The sequence below is a fragment of the Roseburia sp. CLA-AA-H209 genome (assembly GCF_020687575.1).
GTDB lineage: Bacteria > Bacillota > Clostridia > Lachnospirales > Lachnospiraceae > Roseburia_C > Roseburia_C amylophila.
Window position 1 is genome coordinate 1 of sequence record NZ_JAJEQU010000015.1, and the last position, 20,169, is coordinate 20,169.

At 42.6% G+C, this 20,169-nt stretch carries 20 protein-coding genes; 4 read left to right on the forward strand and 16 right to left on the reverse strand.

Annotation, left to right across the window (positions count from 1 at the left end):
- Window positions 1-111: 111 nt before the first annotated feature.
- Genes upp through LKD41_RS12350 form a run of 3 tightly spaced genes read right to left on the reverse strand, consistent with a single transcriptional unit; the run spans window position 112 to window position 2,262 of the window.
- Complete coding sequence (gene upp, locus LKD41_RS12340) at window positions 112-741, reverse strand: uracil phosphoribosyltransferase (RefSeq protein ID WP_227701356.1); 630 nt, start codon at window positions 739-741, stop codon at window positions 112-114.
- 1 nt (window position 742) lies between these two features.
- Complete coding sequence (locus LKD41_RS12345) at window positions 743-1,201, reverse strand: arsenate reductase/protein-tyrosine-phosphatase family protein (RefSeq protein WP_022242834.1); 459 nt, start codon at window positions 1,199-1,201, stop codon at window positions 743-745.
- Window positions 1,202-1,212: 11 nt separating this feature from the next.
- Complete coding sequence (locus LKD41_RS12350) at window positions 1,213-2,262, reverse strand: L-threonylcarbamoyladenylate synthase (protein WP_227701357.1); 1,050 nt, start codon at window positions 2,260-2,262, stop codon at window positions 1,213-1,215.
- 172 nt (window positions 2,263-2,434) lie between these two features.
- On the opposite strand from LKD41_RS12350, the gene LKD41_RS12355 reads away from it, so the two are divergent.
- Entirely contained in the window at window positions 2,435-3,475 is a 1,041-nt protein-coding gene (locus LKD41_RS12355) for an aldose epimerase family protein (protein WP_227701358.1), read from the forward strand.
- A gap of 87 nt (window positions 3,476-3,562) precedes the next feature.
- Here LKD41_RS12355 and LKD41_RS12360 read toward each other — a convergent pair whose 3' ends face one another.
- The 4 genes from LKD41_RS12360 to LKD41_RS12375 all read right to left on the reverse strand — a co-directional run bounded on the left by LKD41_RS12360 (window position 3,563) and on the right by LKD41_RS12375 (window position 8,499).
- A complete protein-coding gene (locus tag LKD41_RS12360; protein ID WP_227701359.1) occupies window positions 3,563-4,321 on the reverse strand; it encodes an N-acetylmuramoyl-L-alanine amidase in 759 nt (252 codons plus the stop codon).
- A 151-nt stretch (window positions 4,322-4,472) separates the two neighbouring features.
- Complete coding sequence (locus LKD41_RS12365; RefSeq protein ID WP_227701360.1) at window positions 4,473-6,290, reverse strand: glycosyl hydrolase family 18 protein; 1,818 nt, start codon at window positions 6,288-6,290, stop codon at window positions 4,473-4,475.
- Between the two features lie 358 nt (window positions 6,291-6,648).
- Entirely contained in the window at window positions 6,649-7,209 is a 561-nt protein-coding gene (locus tag LKD41_RS12370) for a hypothetical protein (protein ID WP_117698869.1), read from the reverse strand.
- Window positions 7,210-7,215: 6 nt separating this feature from the next.
- Window positions 7,216-8,499 carry a serine/threonine protein kinase gene (locus LKD41_RS12375; protein WP_227701361.1) on the reverse strand — a complete coding sequence of 428 codons (1,284 nt, stop codon included), beginning with the start codon at window positions 8,497-8,499 and terminating at the stop codon, window positions 7,216-7,218.
- A gap of 227 nt (window positions 8,500-8,726) precedes the next feature.
- Here LKD41_RS12375 and LKD41_RS12380 point away from each other — a divergent pair, with 227 nt between their 5' ends.
- The gene (locus LKD41_RS12380; RefSeq protein ID WP_227701362.1) at window positions 8,727-9,509 is read left to right on the forward strand and encodes an adaptor protein MecA; all 783 of its coding nucleotides are present in this window, start codon (window positions 8,727-8,729) and stop codon (window positions 9,507-9,509) included.
- A 90-nt stretch (window positions 9,510-9,599) separates the two neighbouring features.
- On the opposite strand, the gene LKD41_RS12385 is transcribed toward LKD41_RS12380, so the two are convergent.
- A complete protein-coding gene (locus LKD41_RS12385) occupies window positions 9,600-9,809 on the reverse strand; it encodes a DUF1858 domain-containing protein (protein WP_022242565.1) in 210 nt (69 codons plus the stop codon).
- Between the two features lie 218 nt (window positions 9,810-10,027).
- Between LKD41_RS12385 and LKD41_RS12390 the strand changes: the two genes are divergently transcribed.
- Entirely contained in the window at window positions 10,028-10,198 is a 171-nt protein-coding gene (locus LKD41_RS12390; protein ID WP_022242564.1) for a DUF362 domain-containing protein, read from the forward strand.
- 108 nt (window positions 10,199-10,306) lie between these two features.
- Here the strand turns inward: LKD41_RS12390 and LKD41_RS12395 are convergent, their stop codons facing one another.
- Window positions 10,307-10,888 carry a MerR family transcriptional regulator gene (locus tag LKD41_RS12395; RefSeq protein WP_022242563.1) on the reverse strand — a complete coding sequence of 194 codons (582 nt, stop codon included), beginning with the start codon at window positions 10,886-10,888 and terminating at the stop codon, window positions 10,307-10,309.
- Window positions 10,889-11,000: 112 nt separating this feature from the next.
- Window positions 11,001-11,777: a hypothetical protein gene (locus tag LKD41_RS12400; RefSeq protein WP_227701363.1), complete on the reverse strand. Its 777-nt coding sequence runs from the start codon at window positions 11,775-11,777 to the stop codon at window positions 11,001-11,003.
- 416 nt (window positions 11,778-12,193) lie between these two features.
- Here LKD41_RS12400 and LKD41_RS12405 point away from each other — a divergent pair, with 416 nt between their 5' ends.
- Entirely contained in the window at window positions 12,194-12,559 is a 366-nt protein-coding gene (locus LKD41_RS12405) for a zinc ribbon domain-containing protein (RefSeq protein WP_118639457.1), read from the forward strand.
- Window positions 12,560-12,689: 130 nt separating this feature from the next.
- Here LKD41_RS12405 and LKD41_RS12410 read toward each other — a convergent pair whose 3' ends face one another.
- The 6 genes from LKD41_RS12410 to LKD41_RS12435 all read right to left on the reverse strand — a co-directional run bounded on the left by LKD41_RS12410 (window position 12,690) and on the right by LKD41_RS12435 (window position 20,070).
- Window positions 12,690-13,505 carry a Fic family protein gene (locus tag LKD41_RS12410; RefSeq protein ID WP_227701364.1) on the reverse strand — a complete coding sequence of 272 codons (816 nt, stop codon included), beginning with the start codon at window positions 13,503-13,505 and terminating at the stop codon, window positions 12,690-12,692.
- Between the two features lie 152 nt (window positions 13,506-13,657).
- Complete coding sequence (dnaB, locus tag LKD41_RS12415) at window positions 13,658-14,989, reverse strand: replicative DNA helicase (RefSeq protein WP_117699176.1); 1,332 nt, start codon at window positions 14,987-14,989, stop codon at window positions 13,658-13,660.
- Between the two features lie 16 nt (window positions 14,990-15,005).
- Window positions 15,006-15,452: a 50S ribosomal protein L9 gene (gene rplI / locus LKD41_RS12420; protein ID WP_117699175.1), complete on the reverse strand. Its 447-nt coding sequence runs from the start codon at window positions 15,450-15,452 to the stop codon at window positions 15,006-15,008.
- A complete protein-coding gene (locus LKD41_RS12425) occupies window positions 15,449-17,500 on the reverse strand; it encodes a DHH family phosphoesterase (protein ID WP_022242557.1) in 2,052 nt (683 codons plus the stop codon). Before LKD41_RS12425 ends, rplI begins: the two co-directional genes overlap by 4 nt.
- 90 nt (window positions 17,501-17,590) lie before the next feature.
- A complete protein-coding gene (locus tag LKD41_RS12430) occupies window positions 17,591-18,670 on the reverse strand; it encodes a J domain-containing protein (protein ID WP_227701365.1) in 1,080 nt (359 codons plus the stop codon).
- Window positions 18,671-18,675: 5 nt separating this feature from the next.
- Window positions 18,676-20,070, reverse strand: a complete 1,395-nt coding sequence (locus LKD41_RS12435) for an alanine/glycine:cation symporter family protein (RefSeq protein WP_227701366.1) — start codon at window positions 20,068-20,070, stop codon at window positions 18,676-18,678.
- Window positions 20,071-20,169: the final 99 nt, after the last annotated feature.

The window sequence follows — 20,169 nt, forward strand, 5'->3', positions numbered from 1 at the left end:
CCATAAAAATAACCTCCAAACTGAGTAATTTTATCTTACATCAGTTTGGAGGTTTACACAAACTTTGGGATACTCCCTTAAGAACCCTTCACATTTCATATATCTTCGAACTTATTTTGTTCCGAATATCCTGTCTCCTGCATCACCAAGTCCTGGTACGATATAGCAGTGCTCATTCAATTTCTCATCTAATGCTCCGATATAAATGTCTACGTCCGGATGTGCTTCCTGCATTGCCTTTACACCTTCCGGTGCTGCAATGATGCACATAAACCGGATATTCTTTACACCTCTGTCTTTTAACATCTGGATAGCTGCTATAGAAGAACCACCGGTTGCCAGCATCGGGTCTACAACAAATACTTCACGCTCATCGCAATCCTCTGGAAGCTTGCAGTAATATTCTACCGGTTTTAATGTCTGTGGGTCACGGTAAAGTCCGATGTGTCCGACTTTTGCTGCAGGAATCATTGCAAGCATTCCGTCTACCATTCCAAGACCTGCACGCAGGATTGGTACTACTGCCAGTTTCTTTCCTTTTAACTCTTTTACAGTTGTCTTGCAGATTGGAGTCTCAATTTCGATATCGGTAAGTTTCAAATCCCTGGTTGCCTCGTAGCACATTAACATAGCGATTTCGCTGATTAATGTACGGAACTCCTTAGAACCCGTTTCTTTTCTTCTTATCCAGCCGATTTTATGCTGAATCAGTGGATGATCCATTACAAATACTTTTGACATATCATTCTCCTTCGTTTAATAATTTTACTAATTTTTTTATACTCTTATTCATGGTCTCAAAGCAAAGCCCGTATGACTGAAGTGTGCCGCCGTAAGGGTCTAGGATTTCCAGTTCATCCCCTACTAACTCTGTCAGTACCTGGACATTTTCTTCCTTCGCCTCTGGAAACATTTCCAATAATTTCTGTCTCTGCTGTGCTTCCATTGTAAGCACCAATGTATCTTCGCCAAAATCCCCTGCTGTAATCTGGCTTGACATAAAACCTTCCAAGTTAATGCCATTGCTTATCATAACAGCTTCTGCCTTCTGATTCAGTGGTTCCGGGAATAATACCACAAGACCTCTCACCAACACTTCTACCGGATGATTCAGGGAATATTCCCGAAAAATACCGGCCGCCATGGGTGCCCTGCATGTTCCGCTTTCCGCCACGAATACAATGCGATTGTATGGCTTCATAAAAACCTCCTCTAAACTGTAATCACCTGATGTCCTGCAGCCTTCAGCAGACGGTTCATAATTGCCTGCCCAATACGCGGAGTTGCAAAACTCTCAGAGTAAATAATATCTACTTCTTTCTCATCAAAGTCCCGCAACAGTTTATACAAATGCTTTGCAATTGCATCCTCATCACTGCGTGCACCAATACTTACCACTTCGCCTTCCGGATAACGGTCTATCGTTTCGTCTGTTCCGATGATTCCTACCTTCTTCCCCAGTAGAACCGCTTCCTTTGCCAAAGCATTAATCTTTGCTACTACCTTCTCTTCTTCTCCGTCTACCAGAATCAAATCTGCTTTCGGTGCATAATGCTTATATTTCATACCCGGTGCTTTCGGCTTCTGCAGCGAATCCGAAGCAATAATTCCAGGATCCATTTTCACTTCCCCGATTACCTTTTCTAACATTTTCGGTGTAATATAGCCCGGTCTTAAAATCATTGGTATGTCTTCTGTCAGATCAACAATCGTGGATTCAATTCCAATTCCCACAGGACCCCCATCCAGTATCATCGGAATTCTGCCATCCATATCAAATGCTACATGCTCTGCCAGAGTCGGACTCGGTTTACCGGATGTATTGGCACTCGGTGCTGCAATATATCCACCGCTTCTCCTGATCAGTTCCAGTGCAACCGGGTGATTAGGCATGCGGACTGCCACCGTATCCATCCCCCCTGTAGTTTCATATGGAACCTTATCATTTTTGCGCACAATCATGGTCAGCGGCCCCGGCCAGAATGCATCTGCAAGTTTCTTTGCTTCTTCCGGCATCTCCTGTGCGATTTTCTCCATGTCTGAAAATTCTGCCACATGAACAATCAAAGGATTATCAGATGGTCTTCCCTTTGCCGCATAAATTTTCTTCGATGCCTCTGCACTCAGTGCATCTGCGCCCAGTCCATATACCGTCTCAGTTGGAAATGCCACCAGCCCGCCATCCCGGATAATTGTGGCTGCACGTTCCAGTGCTTCTGTATCCATATTATTCTGATCTATTTTTATCACTTCTGTTTTCATAACGCCTATTATATCACGTTCCCTTTATGTGTTCAAGAACTGGAATTGTTTTCAAAATCCATTTTCGTCGAAAATCGAAATCACCCGAAAACCTCACTTCCTACTTGCTATGTAGACCTAAGTGTGGCATAATCAGTACGTTCACTAGAATATTATGGAAAGGAGTTTCCAGATGAAAATTACAAAAAACGAATTTGGCATGACCAAAGATAATCAGCCGATTTCCCTTTATACTATTGAAAATGCATCCGGCGCTTCCGTTACACTTTCGGATTATGGATGCCGTATTATTAAGATTATGGTTCCGAATAAAGAGGGAAAACTGACCGATGTAATTTTAGGCTTAATGAATGCCGATGAGTATCTTGCTGATGATGCCAGCCTGGGAGCTGTTGTCGGTCGATGCGCCAACCGTATCGCCAAAGGGCACTTTACCTTAAATGATAAAGAATACAATCTTGCCATTAATAATGGGCCAAACCACCTGCATGGTGGTCCTACGGGATTTGCCCAGCGTGTATGGACCGGAAAAGTTACAGACGATAAAGTTACATTTACCCGCATTTCTCCGGATGGAGAAGAAGGTTATCCGGGTAACCTTACAGTTTCCGTTACCTACGGATGGTCTGAAGACAATGAATTATCTATTGTTTACGAGGCATCCTGTGATCAGGATACCGTATTCTCTGTAACCAGCCACGGTTACTTCAATCTGAATGGGGAAGGAAACGGTACTGTATTAGATCAGGAATTACGCATTGATGCAGATGCAATTACAGAACTAGATGATACGCAGTGTCCTACCGGTGCATTTCTCTCTGTGGAGGGAAGCCCATTTGATTTCCGTGAGATGAAGAAAATCGGTGACGGCATTCACTGTGACAATGCCCAGTTAAAATTAGGCGGCACTTACGACCACAACTTTGTAATCAATGGCGACGGCTTAAGAGAGGCAGCTGTTTTACAGTCTAAGGAAAGCGGCATACGGATGACCTGCTTTACCGACCAGCCAGGTGTACAGCTCTATGTCCCTTGTTATACCCTTCATCAGAAAGGAATTGATGGCAAAGATTATCCGCCATATTCCGCAGTATGTTTAGAGACACAGCATTATCCAAATGCAATTAATATCGAACATTTCCCTTCTGTTGTTTTAAAAGCAGGCGAGAATTTCCGTTCCAAGACACTCTATCATTTTTCTGTGATGGGCTAAACCCGGGAAAAATATAAGAAAGCAAAAGATTCCAAACCATTATGGCTGGAATCTTTTTTTGTAATCTTTCTTTATTTCTGATGCATTTCAATGCTGTTTCGTTTTCTGTTTTTCTGTATCTGCAGTCTCATTACTCATGCCGGCTTCTTCCGTATCTACTGTTTCATTGCCCAGACAGTCTAGAATTCCATCCGCAATGGCCTCTGCCACTGCCTCCTGATATTCCCCGGTAGATAATTTCGCGGCCTCCTCGGAATTACTTAAGAAGCCGCATTCTACGATTACCGTAGGATATGCCGTTTTTTTCAGGAGATAGTAACTCTCATTGGCTTTTGCTTCCCGCTTATTTTCCGTATCCAGATGCGACCGCAGGCTTTCCTGCATAATCCCGGCAATTTTTCTGCCCTCCTCGGACTGTCCAAAATAGAAGCACTGGGCTCCGCTTATGGACTCTTCCGTATAACTGTTCTGATGGACACTTATGGTAAATAACGGCTTCGCCTCATCAATCAGCCGGCAGCGGTTACGCATATCTGCCACCTTTTTGCTGCCGCTCTCCCCTTTATCAAGACTTTCGTCTGTCTCCCGGGTCAGAATCACTGTTATATTTTCTTTTTCCAGACGGGCTTTTACCTTCTTTGCAATGGCAAGGTTAATGTCCTTTTCCAGTTCGCCGTGAATCCCGATTTTGCCCGGGTCATCACCGCCATGGCCTGCGTCCACAACGATACATGGCTTTTCTTCTGCCGCCCGCATGCTGCTTACCAGCACTGCTCCTTCTTTTGATAACAGGCATACTGCCACCAGTAGAAGAACTGCCATATATAATTCCATTCTTTTTTTCAAACCACACTTCCTAATTCTTTTCTTTATAATAAATATGAAAGTGCCGGCTCAATTATCCTGTTTTATCTGTTAATCTACTTTAAACTTCGCAATTTCTTCGGAAATATCCATAACAACTTTTTCATGGGCCTCTCCGTTGCGGTTTTACACTTTAGTTATTTGTATATTTTATAATGGTATCCCAGATGCTGTCTGTCTCAAAGCCAAGCTTCCAGAAAGATATTCCCGCAAGTTTATTTGACTTCATGACTTCTAACTTCTTCTCAAGGGAAGCTGCATCTTCTATCCAGACTTTATAGATAACCCCATCATTTACATATTCTGCGTAATTCTGCCCATCTTCTTCCGACCAGGTCGGCGTTGCTCCATTTAATTCCAGACGTTTCTGTACCGTATCCATACCAACAGCTTCGCTGGTCAAATCATATGGTATATAATCCTCTGCAGCTGTTGTATCTTCTTCATCATCTGCCTTTGGTGTCTCTGCCCATATTCTTGTATAGAACGGACATCCCAGAATGATCTGGTCTGCAGGTACTTCCTTTAAGGTATCGGCTACTCCGTTGGTTACAAATCCAATGGATGCAACAGATCCTTCATCTGAACCGGCATAATGCTCATCATATCCCATAATCACTACATAATCAGCAAAATTTGCCTGTTCTTCCCGGTCATAAAATGCGGTATAAGCACTCGGCACATAGTTGTCCACGGATAATACCACGCCGTTGTTTGCACATTTTAAGGAAAGTTCGCGGATAAACTGGATATAGCTGTCTCCCACTGCTTCACTGTTTAAGGATTCAAAATCCAGATTGATTCCATCCAAATCGTACTGGATTGCTGCTGAAATAATCTGATTGACCAGATACTGTCTTGTAGAGGTATGGGTCAGAACAGCAGCTGTGTCCACTTCTTTATTTTCAAGATTGCTTACCAGTCCCCAGACCTCAATATTATTCTGATGGCAGTAGTTTACATAATCCAGTGATGCAAGGTTTGCAATGTTACCGTTATTATCATTTAAGTAGAACCAGGTCGGTGCGATTACATTGATTCCTTTGGTATTCTGCAATACCGTTGCAATGGTGCTGTTGGCATCCTTTGTTGTCACCTGATGCCATGCCATTTCTATGGTAAAGTCCTTGGAAATATGGGTAAATTCCGGCTCTGTAAAATCATTGTTCAAGGTTTCAGTGGTTACTTTTCCTACGAACTTATTCTTAAGGTATCCGATAACACCATCTTCTGTCATGGCTTTGGTCCAGCTGTCACCTGCATCCAAAATTGTCAGGGTCTCACCTTTTTCTAAGTCTTTCACGATCGGACTCTTGATACCGCCCTTTAAACGAAGCTGTGTTGCCTTCTTCGCCGGTGCTGTATCCACATCCCCCCACACGGTATTGATTACGGTACGATTCGGGCCTTCATATACTTCGTGGGTAATATTGGTATACTGCTCTACGAAATCAAGTGCAAGATACATGGTATTGCTGTCATTCCGGACAATTGTATAATCTGCACTCTGATTTTCCTTCCCTACCTGATAAGTATTGCTACCTGCTGCCACGGTAACGAGATTATCCGGCAGTGTATAAAGCAATACATTTTCATTGGCATCCCAGTAAAAACGGTCATTGAAGCGGTCATGTACCGTTTCATAATCCACATATACTTCGCCATCTATATATTTGCCCGGTGTTTCTAACACTTCATGATCCACCACCAGCGAAATATCATCATCCGCCTGTAAATGATAATATTCTGTCATATCCTGATGCTCTTTACTCGGAATATATTTCTGAATGATTTTCGTTCCTACGGTAATCAGCAGCACCAGTAATATCAATACGATTACCACAATAACCGGTGCTAATTTCGTGTTTTTTCTGTTCCGTCTGCGGTTCCTGTTTCTGTTTCTATTTCTATTTCCATTTGTCGGTCTGTTCGTTCGCTGCGTTCTCTCCAAGCCTGCGTCCTCCTGTACTTTACTGTTCTATTTTCTTATGGTTTTCCATTTTTGTTTTCTTTGCCATAAGCATACGTCATTGGTGGGAAAATTTCAAGTAAAAACCACCTGGAAACACGCTTTGCGAATTTCCCGCGTAAAAAGAGGCACAGACTATAATTTTTGTCTGTGCCTCTTACCTTTCTTTTTCTTTACATTGTGCTGCATTCTGCAGCGGTGTGAGTAAGCATTCAGGGTAACCTTCTCACATCAAAAGCATATATTTCTATTTATTCATCTTTTTTGTTTTTGGTTTCTGTTAAATTTACATGCCTGCTTTCTACTTTCCTTTTCCAAAAGGATAAGCGTTCGTGATATGTTAAACTAAAGTTTTTAAAAACAGGCGCTCTGCTTCTTTTAAATGAAGCGGGTCCTCCATAAAAGGAAGGGTATGGATTGGTATGCGGTATTGTTTCTGAAAATCTTTTTTATCTTTTTTCATCCCAAACTGTGCCAGAAACGTCACGTTATCCAAACACTTTTCCTCTTCCCATATGACGGACATAAAATACTCTAATTCCTTTCGTTTCCATGGACTTAAGGAAACCAGAATCAGCTTCCGGTCACAGCGCAAGAATTCCCGACGAATCCTGTAAAACTCACTTCCGCCGTCTATGATGTAATATTCATAGCCCTGTCGGATATATTCCGGCATATTATCACTTCCCGCATTTGCAAAATAGTGTTTTCTGTCCGGCCGCCCCCATTTACCCTGCTGCTGTTTCTGCAGTTCTTCCAATTCGTGATTTCCACTTAATTCCACCAATGCCGTGTGACTTTTCAGGCAGTCCGCACAGTAATGGGTCAGCGCAGTGCACAGATGCGTCACACCCACGCCCTGCTGCACACCAAATATTCCGATACTTTTTCTTTCTTCCATGGTTTGTTATCTTCTCCCTTCTTTCGAAAGCATTTGTGTGAAGAATGCTTCCTTTTCTCTGCCACCATCAAATGGCATTGTGTCCCTCGGATAACAGTACACTTCTCTTCCGATGAAAGCTGCAAATTCTCTCGCCTCCATGGGGCTGCTGTGATTACAGATAATTTTAAGATTTGGTACACAACGTAACGTTTGCCAGGCTTTCATGGAAGCCTCCCGCTTCCACAAAGACAGATTCACTACGAGTACTGTAATCTCAGCCTCTTCCATGCAGGCTTCTTCCACTGCAGCTCCATAATCGAAAATGAGTGTGTATTCCCCGCTGCCGATTGACTCACTTCCCCGGAAATTCCGGCAGATGACGATATCTTCTTCGCACTCTGCCTCACGGCTCCGCCCAATTTGTTCCACCACATTACTTATCTTTTCCCTCTTTTCGGACTGAATTTCCCGATACAGGGCATTTGCGCCCCCTGCATTAAAAAATGAAGTCAGTGCAATGGCTATATGGGTGGTTCCGACTCCGGATTCTGCCCCCACAACAGATATGCTTTTTAAGAGATGCTCTTTCCGATTCCCCTTCTGCTTTAACGCACGGGTTAGTGCCTGTTGTAATTCCCCGGCGCTCTTGTAACGCTTGTTTGGATTTTTTCTTGTGGCTTTTTGTGCGATATGCCGGAATGCCGAGCTGCTTTTGTGGGAATGCTTCTTAATATAAAGTAAAAAAATAGCCCCGATTGCATAAATATCGCTTGCCGTATGCAGTTCATATTCCCCGTACTGCTCCGGTGCCGCAAAACCTTTTGTTCCATAGTTCTGATAATTTTTTCCACGACTGGTAATATATGATGCAATTCCAAAATCGATTAATTTTACCTGATTCCCACATACTATAATGTGCGACGGTTTTAAATCCTGATGTAATACCGGAAATGGTTTCTGGCTGTGCAGGAATGAAACGATTCCGCAAAGCTGTATGCCAATCTGTATCATATACTCCTGGGAAACTGACGTATTCCAAAGCAACTTCTCTAACGATTCCCCTTCAACATATTCCTCAATGATATAATAAAAGGCTTCATCTTCCTCTATATCATATACAATTGGAATTCCGGGATGTCGTAACTTAGCGAGAATGTTCGCTTCAGAAAGAATTGAAGACGGCATAGAACGTGTCTTTGAAATACACTTTATTGCACGATATGTCTCCAACTTCAGATGTCTGGCAAGATACACCTTTCCTGCTGCGCCGCTTCCTAACTCCGACAACAGCTCGTATCTGTCAAACAAAATTTGTGTTTCTATATGTTCCGCCCCTTCCTTCTTTCAAAGGAACCGGAACGCATCTCTTGGAATAGTTTATAGCACAAAGCAATTATGCTTTGCAATAGAAAATCTGTTTTTTTAGACTTTTTAGAAAACTTTAATATTTTTTACCGGTTTACAAGTATTTTTCATTCCATTATAATATAGGCGTAAACTTCATACAATTTTCTATAGATAAGGAAGTGATTTTTATGAAAATTGAAAAAGTGAATGACAACCAGATTCGCTGCACACTTACCAGAGCAGACTTAGATGACCGCCATCTGAAGCTGAGTGAGTTAGCATATGGCACGGAGAAAGCAAAGTCCCTGTTTCGTGACATGATGCAGCAGGCGAATTATGAATTTGGATTTGAAGCCGAGGATATGCCTCTTATGATAGAAGCCGTTCCCCTGACACAAGATACAGTATTGCTTATTATTACCAAGGTAGAATGCCCGGAAGAGTTAGACACCCGGTTTTCCAAATTTTCAGAGCCGGACGAAAATGAATATCCGGATTTTGCAGATGCAAAGAACACTCCTGCAGCTGGAGCCGATGATATTTTAGGCTTCTTCAAACAGCTTCAGGAGAAGCAGAAGAGCGAACTTGCCAAGTCAGTGAAGGCTGCTGCCCCGGCAGAAGCTCCTGTCAAGAAGGCTGCCTCTCCTGCTCCGAAGCCTGTCGTAGAACCGGTGGTAGATATTACCCGGCTGTTCGTCTTCGACAGCTTAGAGAAAATCAGCAATCTTGCCCGTATTTTAAATGGCTTTTATAACGACCGGAATTTCCTTTACAAGAATCCGAATAAGAGTGCCTTTTATCTGGTACTGCACAAGGGACACCATTCTCCGGAAGATTTCAATAAGGTCTGCAACATCTTATCGGAATACGCTTCCACTGAGAAATACAGCCGTGCTTCGCAGGCTTACTTCGATGAGCATTTCCTACCTCTGATTAAAGAGCAGGCACTACAGGTACTGGCAGAAATTTAAAAAAGATAAAAAGACCAGAACACACGATATCTTCAAGCCTTAAGGCATTCGATTATCGGACTGTTCTGGTCTTTTATTTGTCTCTATTTCTTACTTGCCGTCTTTTGCAAGGAAATCATTGATTTCATCAACTAAAGACTGTGGCTCGATTCCATGAACCATTGCTGCCTGTTCAATTGTCTCCATCTGAGAGGATGGGCATCCTAAGCAGTGCATTCCAATATTTAAAAGAATCGGTGCAATGTTCTCGTCAATCTGAAGTAATTCACCAATCATGGTATCTCCGGTTACCTGTGCCATATTCTTTTCCTCCTTCTTGTTGTCAATGGTGTTATTATAATCCCTCCCGATAAAATATGCAATTAGTTTTCCCTTTTGTCCGTAATTATATACACGATTGCTTTTTCTTTAGTACATGAGGAAGAGGTATTGTAAATCATAATTTTTTGTATTAAAATAATTGCAAGCTAGAATTCTAGCCTATACATTGTTTATTATTTTTAAAGGAGGACGATAAAATGGCATATGTAATTTCTGATTCATGTGTAAGCTGCGGTACTTGCGAAGGTGAATGCCCAGTTGGAGCTATCTCTGCAGGAGATGGAAAATACGAAATCGCTGCTGATACTTGCATCGAGTGTGGAACTTGTGCAGGTGCTTGCCCTACAGGAGCTATCAGCCAGGAATAATTTTCGTACTTAATTCAAAAGAAGCTGTTGGTTTCGCCACACAGCTTCTTTTTTTATGCGAGAAACTCGCAAAGCGTGTTTCTCGTAGTTATGCCCTCATTTGTGAGGCTATGCTTCATTTGGTTTCCATTCCTGTTTCTTATGAAACAGCTTCTTCTCTTTCTTTCCCTTTGCCTTCAGGCTCTGACGAATCAGCTCGTCCAGTTTCTTATAGCGTTCTTCCTCCGCCTCATCCTGTTCCCTCATCAGATAATTCATTTCTTTTAATACATAATCCCGCACCAGTTCGCTGACTTCTTTTCCCAGTGCATGATTGTTTTCTGCAATCGCACCTTTTACAATCTGTGCCATCATATGCTGGAACTGCTCCATCCGCCTTGTGTTGTCCTCTACCTCCGTGGAAAGAGTCTGCTTTGCCGGCTCCGATGCTGCTGTTGCCGCTAATAGCTCCGGTGCATCTTCCCTGCCGCCATTATGTATTAAAAGCTTGATTGCCTTTAACTGATAACCCTGCTCTTTCCATTCTTTTATCTTCATGAATTGCTCAATGTTTTCTTTTGTATAATAACGGTGTCCCATTTCGTTGCGGGGTACCGTAAGTTCTAACTCTTCTTCCCAGTATCTAAGTACATGGGATTCTACATTTACAAGTGCTGCAGCATCTGAAATCATATACCGTTGCTTGTCCATAATTGCTCCTCCTTTGCCACTGCTTCTTCTTTAAAATTATAACGCTGCGGCTTTTGTCAGTGCAATTATTTTCCATCGTATTATTCCGACATATTGTGCATGGTTCGCACAATTATTGACATTTCAGGAAGACTCCTGCAACATGTTTTACCACAATCTGGCTGCCTGCTGTCAATGCATTTCCATCTTCGTTCGTGGCTCCTGTCAGCTCCAGCGCATATTGCTTTCCACGTATCATCTGCTGGTCTGCACTCACCATGGTTCCATTTTCGATGGTATAAAATTTCTTATTTTTGCCGGATGCCGGATTGATTCCATTGGAACCGACCTCTACCTCTCCTGCAAGATTCAGTAAAATGTAATCATCTTCCGGCTCTGCTATCGTATCAAAATCCAATGCATTTACCATTTCCCGTACGGCATCCCACGGCATAGCCTGCATGGTATCTGCTGATTCAGACTCTTTGATTTCCTTTATCTCAACGGATTTTTCCATGCCATCCAATGAAATCTGATATTTTTTATCATTTACTTTATCAAAAATAATGAATTCCGACTTTGCATCATAGCGTCCTAACAGCTTTCCATCTTTCTCCAGATAAAAACTACCCTCTATCACCTGACACTCAGTAGAAACCGAATAACTGTCTTGCAGTATTTTATTGCATTCTTTTAAGACTTCACCAATTCCCATTTGATTTAAAGGAATAGAATCTGATGAGCCTGTTATATTATCCGCAGAACTATCTTCATCTTTACCAGCATTCTCTTCTTTCTCTATTTCTTCTGATTCTTCACCTTGTTCTTGCTGGGATTCTATTATTTGTCCAATCTGTTCCAGAAAAGAATTATTGTCTTCTATTAACCTTAGATTTGTTGTAGAAACCACTATCTTTTCTCCTAAATAGTTTTTCCCACCACAACCAGATAGAATTGAAATTAGAATAAATACTATTAAAATATTATAATTTTTCATGCACTCACCCCTTCTCTATATATAGAAAACTAATCTATATTTTAGATATAATATTTTTTATGTATTTGTCAAGCCCTATGTGGAGATTTTTTAGGTAAATTTTTATTTCTTTCGGTGCAATTATTTTCGGTATTCTTACCATCCGCTGTCCTATCTGCCACCGACAGTTACATTTAAAAGATATTACGCCGGATGATTTTTGTCCATTCTGTGGGGAAAAGCTTCATATTCCGTCTGGTAATGGGATTTTGATAAAGGAAAATGGATTTGCAGGAATCCGGAAAATGCGTTATGGTATACAAAAGATGCAGGAAGGATGGTTTTGCTTTATGTTTTTTATTATGGGAATTTCAAATGGTGAGAAAAAGCTGGCTTTTGACCAGTTAGAAATATGTAATTGCTGCGGAAAATATGGACATCTGGAAGTGTATATGACTTACATGTTCTTTTCTTTCTTTTTTATTCCGCTGTTTAAATGGAACCGACACTACTATGTGCGCATGAATTGCTGTAATGCCACCACCGAAATCAGTGCCGACTTAGGCAAGGCAATTGCCAGAGGAGAGGTTACGAAGATTCCGCTTGATACCCTGCATTTTGGTAGATATGAAAATCGTATGAAGCATTGCAGTTACTGTGGATTTACGACAGAAGAAGACTTTCAGTATTGTCCGAAATGCGGACGGGAATTGTAGCGGGGAACTGCGGCGTATAAGGTAGATGTCGCAAGCGACCGCCGCAGGCGCGAGAATGTGCCGAGGCACATTCTTTGATCCAAATACCTGACAATTATAAGAAACTTGCTTTGCTTGTTTTCTCATATTATCAGCTTTTCACATATCTTTGATTTCTGCTGTTCGGTTTATCCGGTATCGTCATCTGAATCAAATTCATTTTAAGTGATGGATGAAGATAATTTCTTCGGAATCCCTCTTTCGAACTTAATCCAAGTTTTTCCATCAACGCTTTGCTTGTATAAGGAACATCATATTCCATAGCTTCAAGCAATTTTTGTACTGCTTCCGGAAGATATTCATTTTTCTCACTAATTTGAACAGAAATATCATCCAGAATTTTATCAATTTGAGCCAGCATAAATTCAATAAAAATTGTAGACTCTCCCGCAACGTGGCACCGGAAAATGGCATCGTAATATTCATCCTGAAACTTCTCAATCTGGCTTTCAATCGGAATATATTCAAACACCGGTTTCCAGTCAGAGAGAATAGCCGTGTGCCACAGTCTTGCCATTCTGCCATTGCCATCCGAAAAAGGGTGGATAAATACAAATTCATAATGAAATACACTACTTAAAATCAGTGGATGTACATTATCCTTCGCTTCTTTCATCCAGGTAAATAACTCATCCATAAGCTGTGGTACAAGTTGTGCCGGTGGAGCCATGAAAATACATTGATTTCTATTAAAGACACCTTCTTCACCGGAACGAAATTCACCGGATTCCTCCACAAGATACTTTGTCATAATTCCATGAAATTGTTTTAACTGTCGAATGTTATAAGGATTAATTTCTGAAAGATGCTCATAAGCAGCATAGGCATTCTTTACTTCCTGAATTTCTCTTTGTTCACCAAATACAGTCTTACCGTTAATTACATCCCGAACCTGTCCAAACGTCAATGAATTGGCTTCAATTTTCAAAGAGGAATGTATCGATTTTATTCTGTTATTCTTTCTCAGGTGCGGTTTTGCTTCAAGATTACTGATTGCTGTTATACGTCCTATCTTTTCGGAAATAGATGCTACCTCTATCAGGCAACACCCGGGAATGTTTATTTCTCCATATTGGCAAATCTCGTGTACTGAGGCAGCCATACCAGGTTGACGGTTCCGATAGGACCGTTTCTTTGCTTGGCCACGATGATTTCGGAGATTCCTTTCATTTCACTGTCCTTGTTGTAATAATCATCACGGTAAATGAACATTACAACGTCGGCATCCTGCTCGATAGCTCCGGACTCTCGAAGGTCGGATAACATTGGTCGATGGTCAGGACGCTGTTCTACGGCTCGGCTCAACTGGGACAGTGCCACTACCGGCACATTCAGCTCACGGGCCAGCGCTTTTAAGGAACGGGAAATATCTGAGATTTCCTGCTGACGGGATTCGGAATGTCTGCCGGAGCCGGACATCAACTGTAAGTAGTCGATGATGATTAATTTCAAATCATGCTCTAATTTATATTTGCGGCATTTACTTCTAAGCTCGGATATGGAAATACCCGGCGTATCATCAATGATTAATTTGGAACGGCCTACGTTGCCTGCTCCTTCAATCAGCATTTCCCAGTCTGCATCTGTCAAATTACCGGAACGCAGCTTCTGGGCATCTACTCTTGATTCCAGAGAAAACATACGGTTTACCAACTGTTCCTTACTCATTTCCAGAGAGAATATTGCTGTTGTCTGCTGGGAATGAATGGCTACATACTGTGCGATATTTAATACAAACGCCGTTTTACCCATGGAAGGACGGGCTGCAATCAGAATCAAATCGGAAGGCTGCAGACCTGCCATCTGGTAATCCAGATCCACGAAGCCGGTAGCAATTCCGGTTACGGAGCCTTTTTGCTTGGATGCTTTTTCAATCTTATCCAGTGCATTGATTACGACCTGCTTAATCGGGACATAATCTCCGCCGCCACGATTCTGCACCAGATTAAAAATACTCTTCTCGGTATCTGCCAGAATGTCTTCAACACTTTCTTTTCCAAGATAACATTCATCTTCAATGGACTGGGTGGTCTTAATGAGCTTACGCAGAACTGCCTTCTCTTTGACGATATTGGCATAATATTTTACATTGGCGGATGTCGGTACGGATGTTACTAAGTCTCTTACAAATTCCAGGCTGCTGATTTCCGCCGGCACATCCTTTTCTTTTAACTTATTCTGCAATGTAATCAGGTCAACCGGTTCTCCTGCATTAAACAAATCCAGCATGGATTCAAATAGAATTCCATACTGCTTGTGATAGAAATCCTCTTCGATGAGAATCTCTCCGGCTGTCATAATTGCTTCTTTATCCATAATCATGGAACCGATAACTGACTGCTCGGCTTCCAGACTGTTTGGCATAATCCGCTTTACCAGTGCCTCTTCCATGGAGGTTCCTCCTAATCTACTCTTCCGTTACTTTTACACGTAATGTTGCAGTTACCTTTGGATGAACCTTAACCGGCACTTCATATACACCAAATGATTTGATGGCTTCTTTTAACTGCATTTTCTTCTTGTCTAACTCAAGACCCAGCTGATCATGCGTTGCCTGGGAAATCTCTTTGGTGGATACAGAACCAAAGGTTCTTCCGCCTTCTCCGGCTTTCATTTTCACTTCTACGGTCTTATCCTTTATCTCATCTGCCAGCTTTAATGCTGCCTGATAATTCTCTTCTGCAACCTTATCTGCATGTTTGTTCTGCAGCTTTAAGTCATTTAAGGTCTTGCTGTTTGCCTCAACTCCCAATTTCTTCGGAATTAACTGATTTCTTGCGTATGCATCGCTTACATTTACTACCTCACCTTTTTTTCCAAGGGATTTTACATCTGCTAATAAAATTACTTTCATTCTTCTATATCTCCTTCCTCAAGCATTTCGTCGATGGTGTCTTCTATGATGCGTTGTGCCTGGGACACGGTACAGTCACGAAGCTGGCAGCCTGCCATATTCAGATGTCCGCCGCCCCCAAGACGTTCCATGATTTTCTGCACATTGATTTCATCGATGGAACGGGAACTTACATATATTTTGCCCTGATATTCGGTTAATACAAAGGATGCTTTGATTCCGACAATATTTAACAGCTCATCTGCCGCCTGGGCTCCTACGATGGTAGGGCTTTCAATCTTATCTGCCGGACAGATGGAAATGGCAAATGCACCGCGGTATACTTCCGCATGGCGCACCACTTCTGCTCTGGCTTTGTAGGCATCCATATCATTTCGAAGCATTTTTCTTACACGGGTTACTTCCGCTCCGCAGCGTTTCAGATAAGCAGCTGCTTCAAAGGTACGGACACCGGTCTTAGTCATAAAGTTGCTGGTATCGATTAAGATTCCAGCATAAATACAGTCCGCTTCGTGGGGTGCCAGCTTGATATTTTCTGTAAAATACTGCAACACCTCTGCTACCATTTCACAGGTAGAAGATGCATACGGCTCAATATAGGAAAGTACCGGATTGGAAATGACCTCACTGCTCTGGCGGTGATGGTCAAATACTACGATACTGTCGGTCCGCTTCAAAAGGCCCGGACACTCCGTATGGCTCGGACGGTTTACATCCACCACCATAACCAGTGTGTTATAATCCGTCAGCTCCAGCGCACGTTCACTGGAAACAAACATATCCGGCGGATAACCCTTCTCTGTGGTAAAACCTTCCTTCAATGGACGAAGGGATGAAGTTACCTGGTCTAAAACAATCTGCGCTTTCTTTCCTAATACTCTTGCGGCGCAGTAAATTCCGATTGCCGCACCAAAAGCATCTGTATCGGAAATGGAATGTCCCATAATCATAACATGCTCACGGCTCTCGATAATCTCCCGCAGTGCATGGGCTTTGACTCTTGCTTTTACACGGGTGTTCTTCTCTACCTGCTTGCTGTTACCGCCATAGTAGACAACATTTTCACCCTCTTTGACTACCACCTGGTCGCCGCCCCGACCCAGTGCCAGGTCGATTGCCATACGGGAATATTCATAATTCTGATTATAAGTATCACCGCCGACACCGATTCCGATACTTAAAGTCACCGCCATTTCATTTCCGACTTTGACAGTCTTAACATCTTCAATCAGGCTGAACCGGTCGCTCTGCAGCTCCGCAAGATATTTATGCTGGAATACCACAAAGTATTTGTCCTTCTCAATCTTACGCACCAGCGCATCCATTTTCGTAAAATACTGGTTTACCTTCCGGTCAATCAATGCCACTAAAAGAGAACGTTTTACGTCTTCAATACTGTCTAACGCCTCGTCATAGTTGTCTATGTATACAAGACCTGCCACCAGCTTCTGTTCTTCATTTTCACGGATGTAATTATAAAGCTCTGTCTCATCAAAAAGGTACAGCGCTGTCAGATACTGTTCATCCTCTTCAATAGATACAATGCTGCTGTTTTCCGCCATTTCCTCAAAATAAATCTTGCTCATTTCAATACGGAAATTATGCTCCTGCCAGACCATATTTACATCTTCCACGAACTGCTCCTGCTGAATCAGCTCTCTGGTAATGCCCGGAAAAATGCTGGTGATGGATTTATGGAAATTTTTGGTCTTTCCTGTAATCTCCGTAAATTTCTCATTGACCCAGAGAACCTTTCCGTTATAGTCCAAAAGTGCATACGGTATTTCGAATTCATTGAGCAGCTTCTTCTGCACCGTTCCGTACTGAGTGGCAAAATTAATCAGCTCATTCACCAGCACCGGTTTATTAACATTATAAGATATCACCACAACAATGAGATAAATTCCAAGGAAAATGGATACCAGTAACGCTGCCCCTTCATTTACAAAATACATCGGCACGTTCATGCATGCCAGCAAAATAGTAAGCATCAGCGGCCAGTACATATAATTTTTCAGATGACCCTTCAGCTTGATTTTTTTCTTCATAAATTTCTCCTATATAAATGCGGATATTTTTACACAATTGTTACGACCACATACATATACAGAGTGTATTATAGCATTGTTTTATCTGTTTTACAATTCGCTTCCGGCATGAATCTTCTTTTCGTAGGATAAAAGCAGGTTTTCTATCTGTAATCCGATGCTTTCCGGGAAAGTTCCGGCATATTTTTTTGGCACTTTTATCCAGAAATCCAGGTTCTTATAACGCTTTCTTCCCCGCATATTTGCCCGATCCTGCTTTGCTGCCACCTGAATCTTAACCATTGCCCGCTTCTGTTCTAAGAGCGGCACCAGAATATAATAAAGCCGGTCATCCTTCAGGGAAAGGTAGCCTGCCGCCTCCCCGGACTGCTTCTTTAGAAACAGCCGGTGCTGTTTCAGTGCCGCCGGGAAAAGTGGTGTGCCTGCCCGCATATCATGGACCGTATCCATAAGCTCAAGCATTGCCGCAAAGTAAAATATTTCAGCTTCCGGCTGTCCGGCAGTCTCCGCTTTTCTATTTTGCTCTGCATCTTTCTCTTGCCCTGCATTTTCCTCCTGCTCTGTATTATTCTTCCGCTTCGTTTCTGAAAAATGCCCTAAAATTTCCGGTGCGTCAATGAACTGTTGTGCCAAGAGATAGGTAAGTTCCGCCTGTACCTTTAGCCGCTCCTCTTCTCTCACACTTTTTTCCAATTTCGCTTCTATCTCCTGCAGCAGCCGGTTGCTGCAGGCAAAAATACTCTTTAAGAAAAGAGGGAAATCCTCTTCGATAGTCCAAAGATATTTTCCCTCTGTTATCACAAATTCTCCTATGACTGCTCCGTCCGCATCTTCGACATATTGATAAATATTTCGTATACAGTATGCATGAGGATTTTCCGGTGCATTCCAGTTCTTTTTCTGTCTGTGCTGTCTCTTTGCTTCCCATTCTGCTTTTGATGTGGTGCTTTCCTTGGTCCTTCTGATAAAGGAATCTTTCGCTCCTTTGCCTTTTACCAGAATTCCATATGCCTCATTAATCTCTCTGGCGGAATAGGGATAATTTTCTTTTTCTTCTGACCGGCTGTCGGGATGCAGCTTATGCATCAACTGGCGGTAACGGCTTTTTATTTCCGCCCGGTCGGCATCCTCTGTTAGTCCCAGCACCCGGTACGCCTGCGTTCTTGTCATAATTTTTATGCATCCTCTTTGCCTGCAAAATAATCTTTTACCATCTTCACTACAACGCCGGATAATAAGAATACGGCAATGAGGTTCGGGATTACCATCAGTCCGTTAAAGGTCTCTGCGATGCTCCACATCAGTCCCAGATTCATGGTTGCGCCTACGATGGCAACCAGTGAGTAAACCAGCATAAATGGCTTATTTGCTTTGCTTCCAAAGAGGAATTCGATACAGCGGGTTCCATATAAGCCCCAGCCGATAATGGTAGAAAATGCAAAACAGCACATGGCAACTGCCGTAAATATGGACACCCAGCCGCCATAAACGGAAGTAAATCCGCTGATGGTAAGCTCTGCTCCTGCTGCTGCGCCATAACCCACCGGAACGCCACTGCAAAGGATAACCAGTGCGGTCAGGGTACAGATTACGATAGTATCTATAAATACTTCAAAGATTCCAAAGAAGCCCTGCTTTACCGGTTTTCTGGTATCGGCACAGGCATGGGCAATGGAGCCGGTACCAAGTCCTGCTTCATTGGAAAAGATTCCTCTGGAAACACCTTTTTTCATGCTCATGAAAAAGCTTCCTACTGCACCGCCGGTTACTGCTGCCGGGTCAAATGCGCCTCTTATAATAGCAGAAAATACTGCCGGAACTGCGCCTACATGCACTACAATTACGCCCAGTGCCAGTAAAATATACATGATTGCCATAAACGGAACCAGCTTCTCTGTAACCTGCCCGATTCGTTTGATTCCACCCAGCAGAATCAATGCAATCAGTCCTGCCAGTACGATCCCGATAATCAGATTTAAGGTTGCTGCTCCGTCTTCAGAAATCAGGTTGTAATTATATAATGCTGAATCAATGGCTGTGGTAATGGTATTGACCTGTGTGGCATTACCGGTTCCAAATACCGTCAGCACACCAAAGGCTGAGAAAAGGTACGCCAGCCAGTGCCAGTGTTTCTTTAATCCGTTTTTGATGTAATACATCGGGCCGCCAACGTAATCGCCATCTTTATTTCTTTCCCGGAAATGCACCGCAAGGGTTACTTCCGAGAATTTGGTACACATTCCAAGCAATGCGGAAATCCACATCCAGAATATGGCTCCCGGTCCACCGATTGCTATGGCTCCCGCTACTCCGGCTACATTTCCGGTTCCTACAGTTGCCGCCAGTGCTGTGCAGACTGCCTGAAATGGAGTCAGTGCTCCGTCTGATGCTTCTCTTTTCTTGAGCATACGCCCTAATGTAATTTTCATCGCATATGGAAATTTACGAATCTGTAAGAAGTTGGTGCGGATGCTTAAGTATAGTCCGACACCGATAATGCAGATCATGGCTGGAACGCCCCAGATGAAATTATTCACTGCACTGTTGATGGATTCAATCATTGCTAACATTGTGTGTTCCCCTTTTATCTTATTTTCCGGTGGGGTGAAGGGGTGAGATAAAATTATTCGAAGCCGGAGTTGTGAAAAGAAAACCTATTTTTTCATAAC

Bases quoted from the DNA above. Each gene is read 5' to 3' on its own strand.
- LKD41_RS12395 (WP_022242563.1), bottom strand. From the start codon at position 10,888: ATGGACAAGCAACGGTATATGATTTCAGATGCTGCAGCACTTGTAAAT.
- LKD41_RS12350 (WP_227701357.1), bottom strand. From the start codon at position 2,262: ATGAAAACAGAAGTGATAAAAATAGATCAGAATAATATGGATACAGAA.
- upp (WP_227701356.1), bottom strand. From the start codon at position 741: ATGTCAAAAGTATTTGTAATGGATCATCCACTGATTCAGCATAAAATC.
- LKD41_RS12435 (WP_227701366.1), bottom strand. From the start codon at position 20,070: ATGTTAGCAATGATTGAATCCATCAACAGTGCAGTGAATAATTTCATC.
- LKD41_RS12385 (WP_022242565.1), bottom strand. From the start codon at position 9,809: ATGGCACAGGTAACCGGAGATACCATGATTGGTGAATTACTTCAGATT.
- LKD41_RS12380 (WP_227701362.1), top strand. From the start codon at position 8,727: ATGAAAATTGAAAAAGTGAATGACAACCAGATTCGCTGCACACTTACC.
- rplI (WP_117699175.1), bottom strand. From the start codon at position 15,452: ATGAAAGTAATTTTATTAGCAGATGTAAAATCCCTTGGAAAAAAAGGT.
- LKD41_RS12425 (WP_022242557.1), bottom strand. From the start codon at position 17,500: ATGAAGAAAAAAATCAAGCTGAAGGGTCATCTGAAAAATTATATGTAC.
- LKD41_RS12405 (WP_118639457.1), top strand. From the start codon at position 12,194: ATGTTTTTTATTATGGGAATTTCAAATGGTGAGAAAAAGCTGGCTTTT.
- LKD41_RS12390 (WP_022242564.1), top strand. From the start codon at position 10,028: ATGGCATATGTAATTTCTGATTCATGTGTAAGCTGCGGTACTTGCGAA.
- LKD41_RS12430 (WP_227701365.1), bottom strand. From the start codon at position 18,670: ATGACAAGAACGCAGGCGTACCGGGTGCTGGGACTAACAGAGGATGCC.
- LKD41_RS12345 (WP_022242834.1), bottom strand. From the start codon at position 1,201: ATGAAGCCATACAATCGCATTGTATTCGTGGCGGAAAGCGGAACATGC.
- LKD41_RS12355 (WP_227701358.1), top strand. From the start codon at position 2,435: ATGAAAATTACAAAAAACGAATTTGGCATGACCAAAGATAATCAGCCG.
- LKD41_RS12370 (WP_117698869.1), bottom strand. From the start codon at position 7,209: ATGGAAGAAAGAAAAAGTATCGGAATATTTGGTGTGCAGCAGGGCGTG.
- dnaB (WP_117699176.1), bottom strand. From the start codon at position 14,989: ATGGAAGAGGCACTGGTAAAGCGGATTATGCCAAACAGTCTGGAAGCC.